Raw genomic sequence first — 22699 nt, 5'->3', positions numbered from 1 at the left:
ACATATAGGATTTTATGATTTAAAGTCAGAAATAGAAGTCACTATTACTGAAATTCTGCAATAAGTTACCGTCAAAGAACATTTAGACCTCATTACCCAGATTACAGGCGGTGTGGGATTTTAGGATTTGAAATCAAGGATAGTAATCTAGGGGAACTAAACCTACGAGCGCTGGTGATGATTCAAAAGATAATACTTGGTCAAGGGATGATCGCTGGCTACTTCAGATGCTCATACTGGATGAAGTGCTAGAAATTTTAAGTTAGTGGTTGATATGGCTACAAAACCTATTGTCCATTTTAACTTTAGAAGGCGATTATATATGTTTAAAATTACAAAAGAATACGATATGAACGATAGACGATTAGTTTATAGACCAGAAGAATATAGTTTTGATTCCATACCTCTAAAAAATTCTGATTACTACATATTATTTGACACACTCCAACTTGGCTTTGATTCAGAAAACAATGCGTGCGTACAAATTTTTGGATTTTTTCCTCAGGCATTAAAAGCAGAAGAAAGAGATGTTCTCGTTCCTAACTCGAATAAAGGGAGTATTATTCTATTATTGGATGAATGCCAGTTAGATTTAGGGGATAGTATTCGATTCGTACAATCAGATAGTTGGGTAAGTTATTATTCACCAATCAAAGGATATACTTATTTTGGTAAGGAAAAATTATCAGATTCAGTAGAGTATGTTGAGTTTTATCCAGATTGCATTGCAGCGTTAAATGAGAAGGGTGATATAGAAGCTTTTTGGCTAAAGGTGAATTTTGAAGAGTAGTATAATGACTATTTTAGAATATCTAATGATAAACGATAGCAATTCGTACCTCATTTCATTTATCCAGTAAGTATATCTGATTAGATAGGGACTCAGTTTTGAAATCAATACCTTGTTTGAATCCTCAAAGGAGATTGTTAGTAGTTGCGCGATAGTGACTTGGTGCTAGGATGAACCTTGTAGTTGAGTTTATTTAAAACAAGATTATCTGCAAGTGAAGGCAGAATTCCTTTGACTGGAGGTAAATAAAATGACTTTTGAGGATTTAAGAGAACTCTTACTCTCGATAGTTGAAGAAGACGCTATTATTTCGACTTTATTTTCGTTTTTTATTAAAAATAAAGGATATTCAACTCAGATATTGGAAGAGATTATTTTTTATGGAGTGACAATAGGTTGGTTTGAAATAGTTAATGTCGAAAATAATGATATTCTCTATACAGATATCGAGTGGAGAATTGATAATGACTTCCAAGAAATCGTTTTTGCGATAATGATTTTGCTGTAAAGGCTTTATTTACACAGGAAGGTGGAATTCCAGAATTATTTAAGAAATTTATCTTATGACAGGAACAATCTTCATTTGTCAAAGAGAGAATTTTGGTAACTTGAATCTCCAGGCCTATGCGATAAGGAAGTTCAACATACCCATAATAAAAGTAGAAAGACTAGATAAAGCATGACAGATCAGCAAGCACTATTTTTCCAAGAACTAAAAATCATCCAGAAACAAGCTGTAAATATGAATCTCCATCAAAGTGATTTAACTAAAGAAGAACTGCTTTTTAATGTTAGTTATGATACTTTGGTTTTGATGATGGAATTATTGGATGGCTATCGTAATATGAATTTAGAGTTATCTGATAAAGAGAGTAAGGAAGTTTTAAATAAGAATATACAATTGTTGGATGGCTATCGTAATATGAACTTGGAGCTATCTGATAAAGAGAGCAAGGAAGTTTTAAATGAGAATATACAATTACATGATGGGTTGGTTGATTTTTTGAAGTCATTTTAGTTTAGCTAAGAAGTGACATGTGCTCTAATCTCCATAAAATAGGGAGTGAATAGGAGGAGAGGAAATGGTTGGAGATCTTTTGAAAATCGATAGGATTAAGACGCTATTGCTCGAGAATGGCATTTCTTTGGAACCAGGTCTAAGTGATGAAGAAATACAAAAAGTCGAGACAATCTATGGAATTGAATTTCCTGAGCAGTGGCTGGCAGTTTATCAACAATTGTTGCCTATTTCAGAAGGTTTTTATAACTGGAGAAATTTCTCAGCTGAAAATATAGAACATATAAAACGGAGCCTAGTTGCTCCCTATGATGGAATTTTGGAAAGTTTGGATGAACTGGTGTGGGATGCCTCTTGGGGGAGCGAGCCAACTACACTCTTGGACAGAAATATTCAAATCAGGAAAATGTTAGAAGCAGCACCTCGACTAATCCCCTTATATGGGCATCGTTTTCTCCCTAGTTATGAGAATCAGGAGATGCCGATTTTATCAGTAGTGGATTTAGATATTATTTATTATGGCAAAGACTTATACGATTATTTTGAGATTGAATTTGGGAATAGAGAACTTTCTCAGTCTTTAAAAGACTATAAGCCAGTGCCCTTCTGGACGAGTGACTTTTATTAAATGGTTTTACAAAGATAACTGGTCGCACCCTTGAAAACTTCATCTTACTTTGCAAATGTACTAATCCCGCGATTGGAATTTCTAGATGTCAAGTTAGAGTTTGATCTGTAACTAAATGCCAGGATAAGCGTCGTATTTGTTCTGATAGGAAAGTCTGTATCGGCTGCGCGTTAGTGCTTTTAAAATAGCTTCTATAGGCGTTCCAGCCTGTTTAGCAAGATGTTGGAATTTATGAGGACCTTGATGGATATTATTTTTCTTCATGGTATGTGGTGTTATCATGTAGATACGATATGAAAAATTAAGATAGCTCTGTAAATTCTGTAAATGTCACTTTGTGTGAACATGAGTAAATTTGAGTTTAGAGAATGATAGGAGATGGTTTAGAATGATAAGTTTAGAGTTGATGTCTGAAGAAAATAGCATAGATGTTTATTCTTTTGAAAAAGAAAATCGGGAGTATTTTGAGCGAAGTTTACCTCCTAGACCAGCCCACTATTTTGACTCAGAAGGTTTTAAAGAACTTACAAGGGAATTGTTAAGGGAACAAGAGAATCATGATGTCTACATGCATCTTATTAGAGATGCACAAGGCGCTATGGTCGGAAGAATCAATTTAAGTGTTTTAGGGAAGGATAGGAAAACAGCAGAACTTGGATATAGGATTGGAGAAAATGTTACTAATTTAGGTTATGCAAGTGAAGCAGTTAAACTCGTTTTAGAAAAGGCCTTTACTACTTATGGTTTACATAAGATTATCGCAGGGACGGCAACGGACAATCTGGCTTCTCAGAGAGTGCTTTTAAAAAACGGTTTCACCTTTAGTAAAATCATAGAGAATGACTTTCAAATGCATAACGAGTGGATTCATACGGCAGTATTTGAGATAAGGAATCTATAGCATCATCATTCCCAGTCGTTTGCCAAAACTCAACATTTCTAGTAGACATTCGTCTGCTTTTATACGGAAAATATAGTAGAATGAATCTAGAACAGTACACCAAGGCTGCTAAAAATGTTTTAGAATCTATATTGTATTACTCTAAGTTCAATCCGCTATAGCATTCTTTGTTCTTGTTTTTAGTTCTCTATCGTCATGATTACAAGCCAATTTGTATCTATAATACTTCTTTATTAGCCTTGTTTCTTGTCAAACTTTTTAATCCTCAGATCAAGACGAATATCTTATCAGCTAGTTTTGCTAGGGGATTTAATATTCTATTAAATTCTTTAATTTTCTTTTATCTTTATTTTTTTGAATTAAGGAATCTTAGTTTTAGTCTTTTCTTATTCTTTTGTTTACTATATTTTATAAAAATTTTTATCATTCCTTTATGTTTGGTTTCTAGTCAAAATTCTAAGTATGGTCCTTATCTAGTCCATAGTAGTTTCTTTAAGGGGAATGCTTCAGATGTAATTCATGTTTAATTTTATAAAAATGATGACTTTCTACTTTTTGGTAGGAAGTTTTTTATTATTTCCATATCGAAATAGTTGACAGATGTAATTCAGAGTGTTACAATAATTAAAAGGTTCGATATAGAACAAAAAAGGAGACAAAATGCACAAAATGTTAGGAGGCTACCAAGCTCTACAGATTCGATTGTTAAACGGGCGTATCTTTCAAAAACTATTGAGCAATGAACCAGATGCTCAATACAGAAGTGAACAGGGAAAAATTTTAACGATTTTGTGGAAGCAAGAGTTGGGGTGCGCTACAGCGACCGATATCGCTCTTGCGACGGGTCTAGCCAATAATACATTGACCAGTATGGTTAAGAAATTGGAAGAACAAGGCTTGGTCACGATTCAACCTTGCACACAAGATAAAAGGAAAAAATATATCTCTTTGACAGACCTCGGTTGGGCGCAAAAAGAAATTGGAGATCGTGTCAGCAAAGAACTGGGAGAGATTTTTTATCAAGGATTTTCGGATCATGAAATCCGAGAATTTGAAACCTATCAAGAGAGAATTATCTCAAATCTAAAGGCTAAAGAAAATGACATCTAAGGAAAGGAAGTAACAGTTATGATTGGTATTACAGGGGTAACAGGGAAATTAGGTTCCTATGTGGCTGATCTTGTCGATAAAAAAGAAATCGCTTCAGTCCATCTAGCACGAAGCCCAGAGCGTGCAAAGATCTATGCGTCAGCGGAAATTCGTAAAATAGTGTATGCCAATACTTCAGAGGTGGTTGAGGCCTTAAAGGGGATCGATATCTTGTTGATGGTTTCTGCTCGGGAGAATCCAGAGCGTGTCAAGGAACACAAGGACTTTTTAGATGCTGCAAAGCTAGCAGGAGTAGAGCATATCGTCTATACCTCCTTTTATGGGGCAGATGAGAAGGCAACTTTCACTTTGTCTCGAGATCATGCCCAGACGGAAGCCTATATCAAGGAGTTAGGGTTCACCTACACTTTTTTGAGAGATAATTTTTACTTGGACTTCCTGATTGATATGGCGCTTGAAAATGGAGAGATTCGTGGTCCGGCTAGCAGTGGCCTTGTGTCAGCTGTTGCCCGTAAGGATACATCTAGGGTTGCAGCAAAGATTCTTTTAAATCCTAAGGAGTGGGAAAATCAAAGCTTGAATCTGACAGGGCCTGAGAATCTTTCTATGAAAAAAATCGTAGCGCTTCTCTCAAAGGAGACCGGTAAGGCCATCATGTATGTAGATGAATCAGTAGAAGAAGCCTATGAGTCACGGGAAAAATGGCCAGCACAAACTTGGGAGTACGATGCCTGGGTCAGCACCTATACAGCGATTAAAGCTGGCGAACAGGCTGGGGTTTCAACAGATATCGAAAAAGTCTTAGGGCATCCAGCAAGCAGCCTATTGGATATTATTAGAGACAGAAAACTTATTGAGGAAGAACATGATTGAATACAAACATGTAGCCTTGCGCTACACGGATAAAAACATTTTAAAAGATGTCAATCTCCGCATTGAAAATGGAGAATTCATGGTGCTAGTGGGTCCTTCAGGATCTGGTAAGACCACCATGATCAAGATGATTAACCGTCTCTTGGAGCCAACGGATGGTAATATCTATATGGATGGGAAACGCATCAAAGACTATGACGAACGGGAGTTGCGTCTCAGTACCGGCTATGTCCTTCAAGCTATTGCCCTATTTCCAAATTTAACAGTTGCTGAAAATATAGCATTGATTCCTGAGATGAAGGGTTGGAGCAAGGAACAAATCTCCTCTAAAACAGAAGAACTCTTGGACAAGGTGGGTCTGCCTGCTGCAGAGTATGCAAAGCGCATACCTAGTGAGTTATCTGGTGGGGAGCAACAGCGGATTGGGATTGTGCGGGCTATCATTGGGGAACCAAAAATCTTGCTGATGGATGAGCCTTTCTCTGCTCTCGATGCCATTTCTCGCAAGCAGTTGCAGGCTCTTACCAAAGATTTGCACAAAGAATTCGGCATGACTACCATCTTCGTTACTCATGATACGGATGAGGCTTTAAAATTAGGGGATCGAATTGCAGTTTTACAAGATGGAGAAATTCGCCAGGTCGCAGAACCTGAAACAATTTTACAAGCGCCTGCGACAGACTTTGTAGCGAACTTGTTTGGAGGTAGCCTTCATGTCTAATTTCATTTCAACCTTTCAGGAGCGATTTAGTGAATGGGTAACAGCTCTGGGTCAACACTTACAATTATCGCTTTTGACCTTATTGGTTGCTATTTTTCTGACCATCCCACTTGCGGTTTATCTAAATGGTCATAAAAAAGCAGCGACCTGGGTGCTGCAAGTTGCGGGTATTTTTCAGACCATTCCTTCAATGGCCTTGTTGGGGCTCTTTATTCCTTTCATGGGGATTGGAACCTTACCAGCTCTCACAGCCCTTGTCATTTACGCTATTTTCCCGATTTTAGAAAATACAATCACAGCCCTGAATGGTATTGATCCTAGTCTTGAGGAGGCAGGGATTGCTTTTGGGATGACCAAGTGGGAGCGACTTAAGAAGTTTGAAATTCCACTGGCCATGCCCGTCATTGTATCGGGGGTTCGTACAGCAACCGTTATGATCATTGGGACAGCGACTTTAGCCGCTCTTGTTGGAGCTGGAGGATTGGGATCCTTTATCCTTTTGGGAATTGATCGTCGGAATGCTAGTCTGATTTTAATCGGGGCTATTTCATCGGCTATCTTGGCCATTCTTTTCAATGTCATTCTCAAATGGTTGGAAAAGGCAAAGTTGCGTACGATTGTTGCAGCCTTTGCGGTGATGCTCCTTGGTTTGGGAGTTAGTTATGCTCCAAGCATGATTCCTCAGACAGAAAAAGAAAATCTAGTCATAGCTGGGAAATTGGGGCCTGAGCCTGAAATTCTCATGAATATGTACAAGCTTCTCATTGAGGAAAATACGGATATGACGGTGACGGTCAAGCCTAACTTTGGGAAGACAGATTTCCTTTATCAAGCGCTGAAAAAGGGTGATATCGATATCTATCCAGAATTTTCTGGAACAGTGACAGAGAGTCTCCTCCAACCATCTCCACAAATTGGGCATGACCCAGAAAAGGTTTACGAGGTGGCTCGTGATGGCATTGCCAAACAGGATCAACTAGCCTTTCTTAAACCCATGGCTTATCAAAACACTTATGCTATAGCAGTTCCCAAAAAAATTGCGCAAGAATATGGACTTAAGACGATTTCAGACTTGAAAAAAGTGGAAGGACAGCTCAAGGCAGGATTCACTCTAGAGTTTAACGATCGTGAGGATGGAAACAAGGGCTTGCAGTCTGTTTATGGATTGAATCTCAATGTGGCAACCATGGAGCCAGCCCTTCGCTACCAAGCCATCCAGTCAGGGGACATTCAAATTACAGATGCTTACTCGACAGATGCTGAAATTGCTCGTTATGATTTAGTGGTTTTGGAGGATGATAAACAACTCTTCCCTCCATACCAAGGCGCTCCACTGATGAAAGCTAAATTACTCGAAAAACATCCTGAGTTGGAAGCAGTCCTCAATAAACTAGCTGGTAAAATCACCGAGAGCCAGATGAGTCAGATGAACTATCAGGTTGGTATTGATGGTAAGGATGCTTATACTGTTGCACATGATTTCTTGGTGGAACAGGGATTATTGAAGAAATGATGAGGCAAGAAGAAATACAAGAGACTCTTTTGCGACTCTGTAAGCACTATGGAGAACAAAATTGGTGGCAATCGGATAACAAGCTTGAAGATCTGGTATCGACTATTCTTATCCAGCGAACATCTGAGAAAAATGCTAAGTTGGCTTTAGCTGGTCTTATGGATGTCATGACAGTAGAGGGTATCCTAGGGTTATCACTAGAAGATTTACAGGAACGTATTCGACCTGCTGGATTTTTTAAGCAAAAGTCTCAAACGATTAGGGGACTTCTAATCTGGCTAAGAGAAAATGGTGGTTTTGAGGTTCTTGCTAGGATTGGAACAGAAGATTTACGGAAGCAACTTTTGGAGTTAAAAGGGATTGGACCAGAGACTGCAGATGCACTTTTACTATATCTTTTTGATCGTTCAGTTTTTATTTCGGACGAATATGCTAGAAGACTTTTTCGACGATTAGGATTTGGAAATTTTGATACCTATAATGAAATGCATGCTGTTTATTGTAATGTATTGGAAGGACTCACTCTCAAACAATGCCAAGAGATTCATGCTGTTATTGATGAACATGGGAAAGCTTTTAGCAAAAGTAAAGGCCAGTTAGACGAAAGTTGGTTACGATAAAAAAATTCTAAGGCTCCTTGTCTTAGAATTTTTTTAGTTAATGTACTTGCTTAAAAAATCATAATTTGATCAGATTACTAAATAGAAAGTAGAGGCAAAATATTCATGGTGAATGGAATATTTGAATGATAGAATGTTGACAGGTATTTTTCTTTTGAGTGGATATGAAATCTATAGTTGTGTTTGCTACTTCATCCCCATGACGTCTAAGTAAAATCTCACTACTTGATCCTCCGTGTAAGATTTCCCCTTTTTCAGCCACCAGGTCAATGTTTCGATAAAGTTAGTTACAACATAGTGTTTGAGATAAGAAGCAGGAATATTAGGATAGGAAACTTGCAAGTCCTCTGCGACCATAGGATAAACATGGTGTTCCAATTCTTTCTGCAATTGACGGAGGAAGTAGTCGTTTTTAGAGAAAAGAAGACTGGTGACGTGGTCCTGATTTTTCTTAAAATGTGAAAAGATATGTGTCAAGTAAGCATTTGTAGTTATATTTTCCTCACGTTCAAAAAGATGATGAAAGAGATAACGGCAGAGCTCGTCTAGGAGTAATTCCTTGCTCTCATAGTGACTGTAGAAGGTGGAACGACCGACATCTGCTAGGTCAATAATCTCCTGAACAGTGATGGATTCAAAATTTTTTTGATTTAGTAATTGTAAAAAAGCAGTATAAATAGCTTTTCGAGTCTTGGTAATGCGACGATCTTGAGCAGTCATATGGACACTTTGAACAAACTGTTCATTAACTTACAAAGTAAACAGTTTGCCCCTATCCTTTCTTTTCGGAGTAAGAGATAATACTAGTAAAGGAAATAATTATACTACAATTATACCAAAGGAGGATGGGAAAATGTCAACGAAAGGTGCTGTTTGGTTAGCTTTTTTCTTAAATTTGAGTTATGCCATTATTGAGTTTATCGCAGGAGGGATTTTTGGTTCTAGTGCTGTGCTTGCTGACTCCGTTCATGACTTGGGAGATGCAATCGCAATTGGGGTATCAGCCTTTCTAGAAACAGTCTCTAATCGTGAAGAAGACAGCCACTATACCTTGGGCTATAAGCGCTTTAGCCTCTTGGGGGCCATGGTAACGGCTGTGATTCTAATAACAGGGTCTGTTCTCGTTATTTTAGAAAATATAACGAAACTCTTTAATCCACAACCGGTCAATGATGAGGGTATCCTCTGGCTAGGAATCATTGCTGTTAGCATTAATGTGCTGGCGAGTCTAGTAGTTCGCAAGGGAAAAACAAAAAACGAATCCATTCTTAGCCTGCATTTTCTGGAAGATACTCTGGGTTGGCTGGCTGTTATCCTAATGGCTATTGTTCTGCGATTTACCGACTGGTATATTCTGGATCCGCTCTTATCTCTTGTCATTTCCTTCTTCATTCTGTTAAAGGCTATTCCACGTTTTTGGTCTACACTCAAGATTTTCCTCGATGCCGTGCCAGAAGGAGTGGATATCAAGCAAGTAAAGAGTGATTTGGAACGGTTGGAGTATGTGGCTAGTATCAATCAGCTTAACCTATGGACCATGGATGGTTTGGAGAAAAATGCCATTATCCATGTTTGTCTAAAAGAGATCGGACAGATGGAGGTTTGTAAAGAATCCATTCGAACCCTACTCAAAGATTGTGGTTTTCAAAATATTACCATTGAGGTAGATGCAGACTTAGCAAGCCACCAGGTTCATAAGCGTAATATGGCAGAGCTAGAAGAAAGCCATGATCACGATCATCATCATTGATGAGGAGTAGTATAAGAGAGCGAAAGCTTCATAAAAAGTGTATACTTGAAGTAAGTTAGATACAGAGAGGTAAATGTTTATGAAATCAGCAGTCTATAAAAAAGCAGGTCAGGTTGGTATTGAAGAGGTTAAACGTCCAAGCATTCAAGAAGCAGATGATGTGATTATCCGTGTGGTTCGTGCTTGCGTTTGTGGTTCAGATCTATGGAGTTATCGTAATCCAGATATTAAAGCGGGTCACAAAAATAGTGGACATGAAGCAATTGGAATCGTTGAAGAAACTGGAGAGGCCATTACAACAGTCAAGCCCGGTGATTTTGTGATTGTACCATTTACTCATGGATGTGGGGAATGCGACGCTTGTCGTGCTGGATTTGATGGTTCTTGTGACAATCATATTGGAAATAATCTAGGAGGAAATTTCCAAGCTGAATATCTCCGTTTCCACTACGCTAATTGGGCACTTGTGAAAATTCCTGGTCAACCTTCAGATTATAGCGAAGGCATGCTCAAGTCACTTTTGACACTTGCTGACGTCATGCCGACCGGTTACCATGCAGCGCGTGTGGCTAATGTGCAAAAAGGCGACAAAGTTGTCGTTATTGGGGATGGGGCTGTTGGTCAATGTGCTGTCATTGCAGCTAAGATGCGTGGCGCTTCACAAATTATCCTTATGAGTCGTCACGAAGACCGTCAACAGATGGCCTTAGAATCAGGTGCGACAGCAGTTGTAGCGGAACGTGGTGAAGAAGGGATTGCCAAGGTGCGAGAAATTCTCGGCGGAGGAGCAGATGCCGCTCTTGAATGCGTCGGTACGGAGGTTGCTGTAGAGCAAGCGCTCGGTGTCCTTCACAATGGAGGGCACATGGGATTTGTAGGTGTTCCACATTATAAGAATCGTGCACTTGGTTCAACCTTTATGCAAAATATCTCTGTTGCAGGTGGAGCAGCTTCTGCGACAACATACGATAAACAATTCTTGCTCAAAGCTGTCCTTGACGGTGATATCAATCCAGGTCGTGTCTTTACTTCAAGTTATAAACTGGAAGATATTGACCAAGCCTATAAAGATATGGATGAGCGCAAGACTATCAAGTCTATGATTGTGATGGATTAATACTCTTCGAAAATCTCTTCAAACCACGTCAGCTTCACCTTACCGTAGATATAGGTAACTGACATCGTCAGTCTTATCTACAACCCCAAAGCAGTGCTTTGAGCAACCTGCGGCTCGCTTCCTAGTTTGCTCTTTGATTTTCATTGAGGATAAAAAGAAAAACCTAATAGGATTTGAGAATCTCTATTAGGATTTTTTATTGTAAACAGTTGTATTTAATGCAAGGTGCTTTCTCTAAGAGTCAGCTTGGTTCCCAACATAGTGAGGCTTGGAATTTTGCGCCCGTGGAGCACTTCTCTATTAAGGATATCCATGCCTGTGCGTCCCATTTCCTCTGTATAAACAGTGATACTTGAAAGTGGTGGGAAAACCTGTTTGGTCAAGCTAGTGTCATTAAAGGAAATCAAACTCACTCGCTCTGGCAGGTGGATACTAGCTTCTTGGAGTGCCCGAAGGGCACCGATTGCCAGACTATCGCTTGCAGCAAAAAAGGCAGATGGAAGTTGTTCACCCAAGTTTTGAATTGCATGTTTCATTAAGTCGTAGCCAGATTGGGCAGAAAACTCTCCTTGGAAAATCAGTTCTTCATGATAGATTCCCTGCTCCTGTGTGTAGCTAATAAAGGCTTCCAGTCGTTTATCATGGATTTGTTCCTCTTGATCAGTCGTAACCTCGAGTCCAGTCAGAATTCCAACCCTGTCCATGCCTTGATTGATAAAATAATCCAAAACTTGTTTGACAGCATTTGAAAAATCAGTGATAACACAAGTATGACCTAAAGCCAGAGTGTCACTATCTAAAAATACTAGAGGTTTTTGATATTCTTCAAATGAAGCAATCTGTGCACGACTAAATTTACCAATACAGAGGATACCAATCACTTCCTCACTAAGCGTGAAAGGTTGGTCGTTAAAATAGCGCAAAATGTCATAGTCTAACTCTTGAGCTCTTTTTTCAATTCCAAGACGGATCTGGTAGTAGTAGAGATCTTCTAATTCTCCTTGTTCGCTCACCCACTGGATGATGGCAATTTTCTGTTTGAGTTTATGACTTTCGCCTGTTTTGAGATGTTTTGTGTACCCTAGTTCTTCTGCGACGGTTAAGATACGATGTCGAGTTTCTTCTGTAACAGATAGGCTCTGATCGCGATTGAGAACGCGGGATACAGTTGCGATCGAGACAGAGGCTAGCTGAGCGATATCTTTGAGTGTAGCCATAATTCCCCTCCTTTTTAGGTTATTATAGCATATTTTTGTTGCTTTTTACCTATAGTTTAGTAAAATATAGGTAAAAATGTTGACCAAAGCAAAACCCTTGGGTACAATAGAAGAAAACGATTACAGGTTAAGTTTTTTTACCTAACAATTGTCAAAGGAGAATTCATATGACACAACATCTTACTGCTGATGCACTTCGCAAGGACTTTCTTGCTGTTTTTGGTCAAGAAGCAGATCAAACCTTCTTTTCACCAGGCCGTATCAACTTGATTGGGGAGCATACTGACTACAACGGTGGCCATGTTTTCCCAGCAGCTATTTCACTAGGAACTTATGGGGCTGCTCGCAAGCGCGATGATCAAGTTTTGCGTTTCTACTCAGCCAACTTTGAGGATAAGGGCATTATCGAAGTGCCTCTTGCTGACCTCAAATTTGAGAAAGAGCACAACTGGACTAACTATCCAAAAGGTGTTCTTCATTTCTTGCAAGAAGCTGGTCATGTGATTGATAAAGGTTTTGATTTTTATGTTTTTGGGAATATCCCAAATGGTGCAGGCTTGTCTTCTTCAGCATCCTTGGAACTTTTGACTGGTGTTGTGGCAGAATACCTCTTTAACCTAAAATTGGACCGTCTAGACTTAGTTAAAATCGGAAAATTGACAGAAAATAACTTTATCGGTGTTAACTCTGGTATCATGGACCAGTTTGCCATCGGTATGGGGGCTGACCAACGTGCTATTTACCTGGATACTAACACTCTAGAATACGACTTGGTACCACTTGATTTGAAAGACAATGTCGTTGTTATCATGAATACCAATAAGCGTCGTGAACTAGCAGATTCTAAGTACAATGAACGCCGTGCTGAATGTGAAAAAGCAGTGGAAGAACTCCAAGTTGCCTTGGATATCCAGACTTTAGGTGAGTTGGATGAATGGGCTTTTGATGAATACAGCTATCTAATCAAAGACGCAAATCGTTTGAAACGTGCCCGCCATGCTGTTCTTGAAAATCAACGCACCCTTAAGGCACAAGCGGCTCTTCAAGCAGGAGATTTGGAAAAATTTGGTCGTTTGATGAATGCGTCTCATGTTTCACTTGAGCATGACTATGAAGTGACTGGTTTGGAATTGGATACCCTTGTTCATACAGCTTGGACTCAAGAAGGTGTTCTTGGTGCTCGTATGACAGGGGCAGGATTTGGTGGCTGTGCCATTGCCTTGGTGCAAAAAGATGCTGTTGAGGCCTTCAAGGAAGCTGTAGGCAAGCACTACGAGGAAGTAGTTGGCTACGCTCCAAGTTTCTATATCGCTGAAGTGGCAGGTGGAACTCGCGTTCTTGATTAGTCAGAAGGAGGGTTTCTAGTGACCTTAGTAGAAAATTTTGTGACCAAAATCATTGCAGAAAGTAGCTTTGAAGAGTTGGATCGTATCTATCTGACCAATCGTGTTTTAGCACTGGTGGGAGATGGAGTTCTTGAAGTTGAGACTGACCAGGATGATTTGATTGAACTAAAAGATCAGCTTGTCGAGGAAGCCGTTCGATTGGAAACAATTGAAGATAGTCAGGCTGCGCGTGAGATTCTCGGTGCTGACCTCATGGATTTGGTAACCCCTTGTCCAAGTCAGGTTAATCGTGACTTTTGGGATACCTATGCCCAGTCACCAGAGCAGGCAATTGCGGATTTCTACCAACTCAGTCAGAAGAATGACTACATCAAACTAAAGGCTATCGCAAAGAATATTGCTTATCGTGTTCCGTCTGACTACGGTGAACTAGAGATTACCATCAATCTCTCTAAACCTGAAAAGGATCCAAAAGAGATCGCGGCAGCCAAGTTAGTCAAGTCGAGCAACTATCCTCAATGTCAGCTTTGTATGGAAAATGAGGGCTATCATGGTCGTGTCAACCATCCAGCTAGAAGCAATCACCGGATTATACGTTTTGATATTTCTGGGCAGGAGTGGGGCTTCCAGTATTCGCCTTATGCGTACTTTAATGAGCACTGTATCTTCCTAGATAGCCAACATCGTCCAATGGCCATCAGTCGCCAAAGTTTTGAGCATTTGTTAGCAATCGTAGAGCAGTTTCCAGGTTATTTTGCAGGTTCAAATGCTGACCTACCAATTGTGGGTGGCTCCATCCTGACGCATGATCATTACCAAGGTGGGCGACATGTCTTCCCAATGGAAGTGGCTCCTTTACAGAAAAGCTTTACCTTTGAAGGTTTTGAATCTGTCAAAGCAGGGATTGTTCAGTGGCCTATGTCTGTGATTCGATTGACGTCGGATTCAAAAGACGATTTGACCAATCTTGCTGAGAAAATCTTACTGGCTTGGCGTCAATACTCCGATCCAAGTGTGCAGGTTTTGGCGGAAAGCAATGGAACTCCGCACCACACCATTACACCGATTGCGCGTAAACGAGATGGGCAGTTTGAGTTGGATTTGGTCTTGCGGGACAATCAAACCTCTCCAGAGCATCCAGACGGCATCTATCATCCCCACAAGGATGTCCAACATATCAAGAAGGAAAATATCGGCTTGATAGAGGTTATGGGCTTAGCAATCTTGCCACCACGCTTGAAGGAAGAAGTAGAGCAAGTAGCAGCTTATCTAGTCGGAGAGGATGTTTTAGTAGCCGATTATCACCAAGAATGGGCAGATGAGTTGAAAGAAAGTCATCCTGGATTGACTGATAAAGACCAAGCTCTCGAAATTGTCCAAGAATCTGTGGGTAAAATCTTCGCTCGGGTATTGGAAGATGCAGGAGTTTATAAGCAAACAGAAGAAGGACAGGCAGCCTTTATGCGTTTCGTGGAGCAGGTTGGGATTTTACCTGAATAAGTGCTTCTCCCTTGCACAGAGTCATGAAAAGTAGTATCATAGTGTCGTTTGAAACATCAGGAGGAACGTATGAAAGATTTTCACTTTGACGCTATATCTGCCTTTGAAAACTATGAAATTGAAAAAATGAGAGATGGTCACGTTGTGGTAACGACAAAAGTAGTGGACTCCTCACTCAACTATTATGGGAATGCCCATGGAGGCTATCTATTTACCCTTTGTGACCAAATCAGTGGTCTTGTGGTGATTTCGCTTGGCTTAGATGGAGTGACGCTCCAGTCTTCTATCAACTATCTGAAAGCTGGAAATCTAGGGGACATTCTCACTATCAAAGGAGAATGTGTCCATCATGGACGCACCACTTGTGTCGTCGATGTTGATATCACTAATCAAGATGGCCGAAATGTCTGCAAGGCAACCTTCACCATGTTTGTCACAGGCCAACGATCTGAAGATAGACAGGTGAGGATATAGGAAATAATAAAAAGAGGCTCATGCCTCTTTTTTTATTACATTCCCACTCTAATGCTTTATTATTCTATTCACTAAATCTTAAAAAATAACCATCTGGGTCTAAAACTGCAAATTCATGAGGATAGATATATTGTTCACCAACTCGAAATTCTCTTTTAGTCAAAGGACGATGAATAGGATAGTTGGATTCTAATAATTTTTGATAGAGTCTAGGGACATCCTCTATGCCAAAGGAAATGTTGATTCCACGACCAAAGGGATAGGTCAGTTCAGCTAGCTCCTCCTTTGTCCCCTCTTCTAGCATTAGCTGGCAATCTTCAAGAGACAGGAAGAGAAATTTTTCTTCTGGTCGCTCGTATTCGATCGTAAAACCCAGTAAATCACAGTAGAAGGAACGGGACTGTTCTATATTTGAGACCATAAACTCGGGAATAACTGCATTGTAGTCCATAAAGAAAATCCTTATAATTCAATCTCCATGACAATCGGTGTATGGTCTTGGCGTGCGCCTGAGTCAATCATGTCTGACTTGGTAACCTTGTCTGCTACACGGTTACTTGTGAGCCAGTAGTCGATTCTCCAGCCTGTGTTGTTGATTTTTGAAGTTTTGCTACGTTGTGCCCACCAAGTATAGCGTTCTGGCACATCGCCATGGATATGGCGGAAGGTATCTGTAAATCCTTTGGCTAAAAGGTTTGTAAATCCTTCACGTTCTTCGTCCGTGAAACCTGGTGAACGACGGTTGCTGGCTGGGTTGGCAAGGTCAATTTCCTTGTGGGCAACGTTGTAGTCTCCGGTTGCTAGGACAGGTTTTTGCTTGTCTAGTTGAGCCAAGTACTCTGCATATTTGACATCCCAGACTTGACGTTCTTCCAAGCGTTTGAGTCCATCACCAGCGTTTGGTGTGTAAACTTGAGTCACGAAAAATGTATCAAATTCCAAAGTAATGATGCGGCCTTCCAAGTCCATAGTAGAAGGTGCGCCAATTTCTGGGAAGCTAACAGTTGGAGTCAGTTCTTTCTTATAGAGGAACATGGTTCCAGCATAGCCTTTGCGGGCAGGCTCTTGAGAGGAACGCCAAGTATTTTCGTAACCTGGGAAGAGTTCTTCCAGTACCTCAAGGTGTTTTTTAGTAGGACCTTTAGCTGAAAGCTTGGTTTCCTGGATAGCAATGATATCAGCGTCTTCGGCTACCAAAGTTTGGAGAACGTCTTGAGACAATTTCGCACGCGCAGAGTCACTCGTCAACGCTGCATTGAGGGAATCAATATTCCATGAGATCAGTTTCATAGTATGTACCTTTTCAATCAGATTATAGACAATATTATACCAGAAAAAGAAGTAATTCCCCAACGTATAGTTTGAAAAATCAAGCCCATTCCTTTATAATAAAGAATGATTTATGTAAAGGATTGAAAATAAATGAAATGTTACTCCTTTGAGTATCTTTATCGCTGAGTATGATAAGGGTCAACTAAGCGTCATCACCTATGAATAGGAAAAACCTGAGGCAGTCACCTCAGGTTTCCATTTGTCATTAGAAAGGAATTTTATGTCCATCATCCAAAAACTCTGGTGGTTTTTTAAATTAGAAAAACGCCGTTACCTAGTTGGAATCGTAGCTTTGGTTTTGGTTTCTGTACTAAACCTCATCCCACCTATGGTCATGGGGCGCGTGATTGATGCCATCACTTCGGGACGATTAACACAAGATGAGCTCTTGCTTCATCTCTTTTATCTCCTGCTGGCAGCTTTCGGGATGTACTACCTGCGTTATGTTTGGCGCATGTATATCCTAGGAACCTCATATCGACTTGGACAAATCATGCGTTCAAGACTATTCGAGCACTTTACAAAAATGTCTCCCGCTTTTTATCAGAGTTATCGGACTGGGGATTTGATGGCTCACGCAACCAATGATATCAATGCTCTGACTCGTTTAGCAGGTGGTGGTGTCATGATGGCAGTGGATGCCTCTATCACAGCCTTGGTGACTTTACTGACCATGCTCTTTAGTATTTCTTGGCAAATGACCTTGGTTGCCATCATTCCCTTGCCATTTATGGCCTATGCGACTAGTCGTCTGGGGAGAAAGACCCATAAGGCTTTCGGAGAATCCCAAGCAGCCTTTTCTGAACTCAACAATAAGGTTCAAGAATCTGTAGCTGGGATCAAGGTAACCAAGTCCTTCGGTTATCAGTCTGATGAATTAGCCTCTTTCCAGGAAGTCAATGATTTGACCTTCCAAAAGAATCTGCAAACCATGAAATATGATAGTCTCTTTGACCCCATGGTTCTACTCTTTGTTGGTTCTTCCTATGCCTTAACTCTCTTAGTCGGTGCCTTTATGGTGCAAGCAGGACAAGTAACCATTGGTAATCTGGTTACCTTTATCTCTTACTTGGATATGTTGGTCTGGCCCTTGATGGCGATTGGTTTCCTCTTTAATATTACTCAAAGAGGGAAGGTTTCTTATCAACGAATTGAGAGTCTTTTGTCCCAAGAGCCACCTGTCAAAGATCCAGAATCTCCACCTGAAGGGATTGAAAATGGGCGCTTGGACTATGCCATTGATCGTTTTGCCTTTGAAGACGAAGAGACGCTGAGAGATATACATTTTAGTCTCGAAAAAGGGCAAACCTTGGGCTTGGTTGGACAGACTGGTTCAGGGAAAACTACTATAATTAAATTGCTCCTACGTGAGTATGACGTTGACCAAGGAGCTATTTATCTAAATGGTCATGACATTCGTGATTATCGACTAGCTGACTTACGAAGTTTGATGGGATACGTCCCACAGGACCAATTTCTTTTTGCCAGCTCTATCCTAGACAATATTCGATTTGGGAATCCTGACCTGCCTTTCTCAAAAGTAGAAGAAGCAACTAAGCTGGCTCAAGTCTATCAAGACATTCAAGCCATGCCCCAGGGATTTGATACGGTTATCGGCGAAAAAGGTGTCAGTCTATCTGGTGGACAAAAGCAACGTCTGGCTATGAGTCGGGCTATGATTTTAAATCCTGATATCTTGATTTTAGATGATTCCTTGTCAGCTGTGGATGCTAAGACAGAGTTCGCAATCATCGATAATCTCAAGGAAACTCGCAAGGACAAGACAACCATTATCACAGCCCATCGTCTCAGTGCAGTTGTCCATGCAGATTTAATTTTGGTCATGCAAAATGGCCGCATCATTGAACGAGGCACACATGAAGACTTACTAGCCTTGGATGGTTGGTACGCACAAACCTACCAGTCTCAACAGTTAGAAATGAAAGGAGAAGAAGATGCGCAATAAACAAGAACAATGGGCTGTATTGAAGCGTTTGTTGTCCTATCTCAAGCCTTACGGTCTCCTCACCTTTTTAGCACTCGCTTTTCTCCTTACGACGACTGTTATCAAGAGCGTAATTCCCCTAGTGGCTTCGCACTTTATCGACCAGTATCTACATAATCTCAACCAGCTTGCTGTTACAGTTCTGCTAGTTTACTATGGTCTCTACATTCTTCAAACCCTTGTCCAATATGTAGGGAACATCCTCTTTGCGCGAGTGTCCTACAGTATCGTTAGAGATATTCGACGGGATGCCTTTGCCAATATGGAAAAACTAGGCATGTCTTATTTTGATAAAACACCTGCAGGTTCTATCGTTTCGCGTTTGACCAATGACACTGAGACTATTAGTGATATGTTTTCAGGAATTTTATCCAGCTTTGTCTCAGCAGTCTTTATCTTTGTGACAACCCTTTATACCATGCTCGTTTTGGATTATCGTCTGACAGCTTTAGTATTGCTCTTTCTACCTTTGATTTTTCTTTTGGTCAATCTCTACCGTAAAAAATCCGTCAAGGTCATCGAAAAAACCAGAAGTCTCTTGTCAGATATTAACAGTAAGCTGGCTGAAAATATCGAAGGGATTCGCATTATTCAAGCCTTTAATCAAGAAAAGCGCCTGCAAGAAGAGTTTGATGGGATAAACCAGGAACATCTGGTCTACGCCAACCGTTCAGTAGCTTTGGACTCCCTCTTTTTACGTCCAGCTATGAGTTTGTTGAAGTTGTTGGGCTATGCAGTTTTGATGGCTTACTTTGGCTATCGTGGTCTCTATCTAGGAATAACGGCAGGAACCATGTATGCCTTTATCCAGTACATCAATCGCCTCTTTGATCCCCTCATCGAGGTTACGCAAAACTTTTCTACCCTTCAGACATCCATGGTGTCAGCAGGTCGTGTCTTTGCACTTATCGATGAGACCAACTATGAACCGGTCCAAGAAAATGGACAAGCCGAGATTAGAGAAGGAAATATCCGTTTTGAACATGTGTCCTTCTCTTATGACGGGAAACACCAGATTCTCGATGATATTTCCTTTACAGTCAATAAAGGTGAAACCATCGCCTTTGTCGGACATACTGGCTCTGGGAAATCCTCTATCATCAATGTTCTCATGCGCTTTTATGAATTCCAGTCAGGTCGAGTTCTCCTTGATGGTGTGGATATTCGTAAGTATAGCCAAGAGGAATTGAGAAAAAATATCGGTCTGGTCCTACAGGAACCTTTCCTCTATCATGGGACCATCAAGTCCAATATTGCTATGTACCAAGATATCAGCGATGACCAGGTTAAGGTGGCAGCAGAGTTTGTGGATGCAGATTCTTTCATTCAGGATCTTCCATTAGGCTATGATGCTCCAGTATCGGAGCGTGGTTCGAGTTTTTCAACCGGTCAACGTCAGCTTCTTGCCTTTGCTAGAACCGTTGCCAGTCAACCGAAAATTCTGATTTTGGATGAAGCGACAGCCAATATTGACTCTGAAACAGAAGCCTTGGTCCAAAATTCCCTAGCCAAGATGAGACAGGGCCGGACGACCATTGCCATCGCTCATCGTCTTTCTACCATTCAGGATGCTAACTGTATCTATGTCCTAGATAAGGGACGAATCATCGAGAGAGGCACGCACGAGGAACTTTTGGCCTTAGGAGGAACCTATCACAAGATGTATAGTTTACAGGCAGGAGCTCTGTCCTAAGGAAGAATTCCTTTAAAATACAGATTTCTTGCACCGCCTCTTTCATTTTGTGGTATAATGTAGAATGTTTAAAGATTACATATTAAAAAACAGAGGAGAATGTGCATGCTGAAATGGGATGAACTACCTCAAGAAATGCAATTAAGTGAGGTAAAACCATACTACCAGCTCGTCTCTGGAAGAAAAGGTTCACTGATTCTCAAGCGTTGTCTAGACTTGTTTCTAGCCTTGGTCTTGTTAATCTTGACTTCACCCGTATTTCTGATTCTAAGCATTTGGATCAAGCTAGATAGCAAGGGTCCAGTCATTTACAAGCAAGTCCGGGTAACCCAGTACAACCGACATTTCAAGATTTGGAAATTCCGGACCATGGTGACGGATGCGGATAAGAAAGGAAGTCTAGTAACTTCTGCCAATGACAGCCGCATCACCAAGGTTGGAAATTTCATTCGCCGTGTTCGTTTGGACGAACTTCCACAATTGGTCAATGTTCTCAAAGGAGAGATGTCCTTTGTGGGAACTCGTCCAGAAGTACCACGCTATACTGAGCAGTACAGCCCTGAAATGATGGCTACCTTGCTCTTGCCAGCAGGGATTACATCGCTTGCCAGCATTAACTATAAGGACGAGGATGCCATTATCAGTCAAATGACTGCAAAAGGTATGTCGGTCGACCAAGCTTATGTCGAAAGAGTCCTTCCAGAAAAGATGCACTATAATCTAGCCTACCTACGTGATTTTAATTTCTTCGGAGATATCAAGATCATGTTCCAGACTGTATTTGAAGTTTTAAAATAAGTAATCACAAGAGTGAATACAGTAAAAGGAGTAAATCAATGCCAAATTACAATATTCCATTTTCACCACCCGATATTACCGAAGCTGAAATTGCTGAAGTAGCAGATACCCTCCGTTCTGGTTGGATCACAACAGGTCCAAAGACAAAAGAATTGGAGCGTCGTCTGTCTGTCTATACTCAAACGCCTAAGACAGTCTGCCTCAACTCTGCAACAGCAGCTCTTGAATTGATCTTGCGTGTGCTTGAAGTGGGCCCTGGCGATGAAGTTATCGTTCCCGCTATGACCTATACAGCATCATGTAGCGTTATCACTCACGTAGGTGCTACACCAGTTATGGTTGATATCCAAGATGATACTTTTGAAATGGACTATGACAAGCTTGAGCAAGCGATTACTGAGAAGACTAAGGTTATCATCCCAGTAGAACTTGCAGGGATTATCTGTGACTATGACCGTTTGTTCCAAGTTGTTGAGAAAAAACGTGATCTCTTTACAGCTACTAGCAAGTGGCAAAAAGTCTTTAACCGTATCGTTGTTGTCTCAGATAGCGCCCATGCTTTGGGTTCAACCTACAAAGGGCAACCAGCTGGTTCCATTGCAGACTTTACATCATTCTCTTTCCACGCTGTCAAGAACTTTACAACTGCTGAAGGAGGAAGTGCTACTTGGAAAGCTAATCCAGCTATTGATGATGAAGAAATGTACAAGGAATTCCAAATCCTATCTCTTCATGGTCAAACAAAAGATGCGCTAGCTAAGATGCAACTAGGTTCATGGGAATACGATATCGTAACTCCTGCCTACAAGTGCAACATGACGGATATCATGGCTTCACTTGGTCTGGTTCAGTTGGACCGTTATCCTAGCTTGCTACAACGTCGTAAGGACATCGTAGATCGCTATGACCGTGGATTTGCAGGGACTCGAATCCATCCATTGGCTCATGAGACAGATACTGTAGAATCTTGTCGTCACCTTTACGTTACCCATGTAGAAGGTGCTAGTCTCGAGCAACGTAATCAAATTATCCAAGAATTGGCCAAAGCAGGAATCGCAAGTAACGTTCACTACAAACCGCTTCCACTTTTGACTGCCTATAAGAATCTTGGCTTTGACATGGCAAACTATCCTAAAGCTTATGCCTACTTTGTAAACGAGATTACACTACCGCTTCACACCAAATTAACGGATGAAGAAGTAGATTATATCATTGAGACTTTTGTCAAAGTTTCTGATGAAGTTCTAAGTGCTTCACAAAAATAATTAAAAAAATTAGTAAAAAATTAGTGAA

23 protein-coding genes are annotated in these 22699 nt (G+C 40.6%); 19 read left to right on the top strand and 4 right to left on the bottom strand.

Annotation, left to right across the window (positions count from 1 at the left end):
• Positions 1-322 precede the first annotated feature (322 nt).
• The 10 genes from HMPREF2805_RS04025 to HMPREF2805_RS03980 all read left to right on the top strand — a co-directional run bounded on the left by HMPREF2805_RS04025 (position 323) and on the right by HMPREF2805_RS03980 (position 8174).
• Positions 323-790, top strand: coding sequence for a hypothetical protein (locus HMPREF2805_RS04025; RefSeq protein WP_075231500.1), 468 nt, complete (start codon positions 323-325; stop codon positions 788-790).
• Positions 791-1040: 250 nt separating this feature from the next.
• Positions 1041-1298 (top strand): hypothetical protein, encoded by a 258-nt coding sequence (locus tag HMPREF2805_RS04020; RefSeq protein WP_261676257.1) that lies wholly within the window; start codon positions 1041-1043, stop codon positions 1296-1298.
• A 171-nt stretch (positions 1299-1469) separates the two neighbouring features.
• Positions 1470-1808, top strand: a complete 339-nt coding sequence (locus HMPREF2805_RS04015) for a hypothetical protein (RefSeq protein WP_075231499.1) — start codon at positions 1470-1472, stop codon at positions 1806-1808.
• Between the two features lie 64 nt (positions 1809-1872).
• On the top strand, positions 1873-2436 hold the full coding sequence (locus tag HMPREF2805_RS04010) for a hypothetical protein (protein WP_075231498.1): 564 nt from the start codon (positions 1873-1875) through the stop codon (positions 2434-2436).
• Between the two features lie 388 nt (positions 2437-2824).
• Complete coding sequence (locus HMPREF2805_RS04005) at positions 2825-3337, top strand: GNAT family N-acetyltransferase (RefSeq protein ID WP_075231497.1); 513 nt, start codon at positions 2825-2827, stop codon at positions 3335-3337.
• A 660-nt stretch (positions 3338-3997) separates the two neighbouring features.
• The gene (locus HMPREF2805_RS04000; RefSeq protein ID WP_075231496.1) at positions 3998-4447 is read left to right on the top strand and encodes a MarR family winged helix-turn-helix transcriptional regulator; all 450 of its coding nucleotides are present in this window, start codon (positions 3998-4000) and stop codon (positions 4445-4447) included.
• An 18-nt stretch (positions 4448-4465) separates the two neighbouring features.
• Complete coding sequence (locus HMPREF2805_RS03995) at positions 4466-5320, top strand: SDR family oxidoreductase (protein ID WP_075231495.1); 855 nt, start codon at positions 4466-4468, stop codon at positions 5318-5320.
• Positions 5313-6041 (top strand): ABC transporter ATP-binding protein, encoded by a 729-nt coding sequence (locus HMPREF2805_RS03990; protein WP_075231494.1) that lies wholly within the window; start codon positions 5313-5315, stop codon positions 6039-6041. The genes HMPREF2805_RS03995 and HMPREF2805_RS03990 overlap by 8 nt, the downstream gene beginning before the upstream one ends.
• Positions 6034-7554, top strand: a complete 1521-nt coding sequence (locus HMPREF2805_RS03985) for an ABC transporter permease/substrate-binding protein (RefSeq protein ID WP_075231493.1) — start codon at positions 6034-6036, stop codon at positions 7552-7554. Before HMPREF2805_RS03990 ends, HMPREF2805_RS03985 begins: the two co-directional genes overlap by 8 nt.
• Positions 7551-8174, top strand: a complete 624-nt coding sequence (locus HMPREF2805_RS03980; protein ID WP_075231492.1) for an endonuclease III domain-containing protein — start codon at positions 7551-7553, stop codon at positions 8172-8174. The genes HMPREF2805_RS03985 and HMPREF2805_RS03980 overlap by 4 nt, the downstream gene beginning before the upstream one ends.
• Before the next feature lie 186 nt (positions 8175-8360).
• On the opposite strand, the gene HMPREF2805_RS03975 is transcribed toward HMPREF2805_RS03980, so the two are convergent.
• The gene (locus tag HMPREF2805_RS03975; protein ID WP_075231491.1) at positions 8361-8894 is read right to left on the bottom strand and encodes a TetR/AcrR family transcriptional regulator; all 534 of its coding nucleotides are present in this window, start codon (positions 8892-8894) and stop codon (positions 8361-8363) included.
• A 133-nt stretch (positions 8895-9027) separates the two neighbouring features.
• On the opposite strand from HMPREF2805_RS03975, the gene HMPREF2805_RS03970 reads away from it, so the two are divergent.
• Positions 9028-9924 carry a cation diffusion facilitator family transporter gene (locus HMPREF2805_RS03970; RefSeq protein WP_075231490.1) on the top strand — a complete coding sequence of 299 codons (897 nt, stop codon included), beginning with the start codon at positions 9028-9030 and terminating at the stop codon, positions 9922-9924.
• A gap of 79 nt (positions 9925-10003) precedes the next feature.
• Positions 10004-11041: a zinc-binding dehydrogenase gene (locus tag HMPREF2805_RS03965; protein WP_075231489.1), complete on the top strand. Its 1038-nt coding sequence runs from the start codon at positions 10004-10006 to the stop codon at positions 11039-11041.
• A 215-nt stretch (positions 11042-11256) separates the two neighbouring features.
• Here the strand turns inward: HMPREF2805_RS03965 and HMPREF2805_RS03960 are convergent, their stop codons facing one another.
• Positions 11257-12258: a LacI family DNA-binding transcriptional regulator gene (locus HMPREF2805_RS03960; protein ID WP_075231488.1), complete on the bottom strand. Its 1002-nt coding sequence runs from the start codon at positions 12256-12258 to the stop codon at positions 11257-11259.
• 167 nt (positions 12259-12425) lie between these two features.
• On the opposite strand from HMPREF2805_RS03960, the gene HMPREF2805_RS03955 reads away from it, so the two are divergent.
• The 3 genes from HMPREF2805_RS03955 to HMPREF2805_RS03945 all read left to right on the top strand — a co-directional run bounded on the left by HMPREF2805_RS03955 (position 12426) and on the right by HMPREF2805_RS03945 (position 15578).
• On the top strand, positions 12426-13604 hold the full coding sequence (locus HMPREF2805_RS03955; protein WP_075231487.1) for a galactokinase: 1179 nt from the start codon (positions 12426-12428) through the stop codon (positions 13602-13604).
• 18 nt (positions 13605-13622) lie between these two features.
• Positions 13623-15104 (top strand): UDP-glucose--hexose-1-phosphate uridylyltransferase, encoded by a 1482-nt coding sequence (locus tag HMPREF2805_RS03950; protein ID WP_075231486.1) that lies wholly within the window; start codon positions 13623-13625, stop codon positions 15102-15104.
• A gap of 69 nt (positions 15105-15173) precedes the next feature.
• Positions 15174-15578: a PaaI family thioesterase gene (locus HMPREF2805_RS03945; RefSeq protein WP_045763132.1), complete on the top strand. Its 405-nt coding sequence runs from the start codon at positions 15174-15176 to the stop codon at positions 15576-15578.
• 64 nt (positions 15579-15642) lie between these two features.
• Here HMPREF2805_RS03945 and HMPREF2805_RS03940 read toward each other — a convergent pair whose 3' ends face one another.
• The gene (locus HMPREF2805_RS03940) at positions 15643-16029 is read right to left on the bottom strand and encodes a bleomycin resistance protein (RefSeq protein ID WP_075231485.1); all 387 of its coding nucleotides are present in this window, start codon (positions 16027-16029) and stop codon (positions 15643-15645) included.
• Positions 16030-16040: 11 nt separating this feature from the next.
• On the bottom strand, positions 16041-16868 hold the full coding sequence (locus tag HMPREF2805_RS03935) for an exodeoxyribonuclease III (protein ID WP_075231484.1): 828 nt from the start codon (positions 16866-16868) through the stop codon (positions 16041-16043).
• Positions 16869-17130: 262 nt separating this feature from the next.
• Between HMPREF2805_RS03935 and HMPREF2805_RS03930 the strand changes: the two genes are divergently transcribed.
• The 4 genes from HMPREF2805_RS03930 to HMPREF2805_RS03915 all read left to right on the top strand — a co-directional run bounded on the left by HMPREF2805_RS03930 (position 17131) and on the right by HMPREF2805_RS03915 (position 22671).
• The gene (locus tag HMPREF2805_RS03930) at positions 17131-18876 is read left to right on the top strand and encodes an ABC transporter ATP-binding protein (protein ID WP_075231483.1); all 1746 of its coding nucleotides are present in this window, start codon (positions 17131-17133) and stop codon (positions 18874-18876) included.
• The gene (locus HMPREF2805_RS03925; RefSeq protein ID WP_075231482.1) at positions 18866-20608 is read left to right on the top strand and encodes an ABC transporter ATP-binding protein; all 1743 of its coding nucleotides are present in this window, start codon (positions 18866-18868) and stop codon (positions 20606-20608) included. The genes HMPREF2805_RS03930 and HMPREF2805_RS03925 overlap by 11 nt, the downstream gene beginning before the upstream one ends.
• 105 nt (positions 20609-20713) lie before the next feature.
• Positions 20714-21406, top strand: a complete 693-nt coding sequence (locus tag HMPREF2805_RS03920) for a sugar transferase (protein ID WP_075231481.1) — start codon at positions 20714-20716, stop codon at positions 21404-21406.
• A 38-nt stretch (positions 21407-21444) separates the two neighbouring features.
• Positions 21445-22671, top strand: a complete 1227-nt coding sequence (locus HMPREF2805_RS03915) for a DegT/DnrJ/EryC1/StrS family aminotransferase (RefSeq protein WP_075231480.1) — start codon at positions 21445-21447, stop codon at positions 22669-22671.
• Positions 22672-22699: the final 28 nt, after the last annotated feature.

Origin of the sequence: Streptococcus sp. HMSC034E03, assembly GCF_001811505.1 — a bacterium.
Lineage (GTDB): Bacteria > Bacillota > Bacilli > Lactobacillales > Streptococcaceae > Streptococcus.
This window is presented reverse-complemented; position numbering and strand designations above follow the sequence as displayed.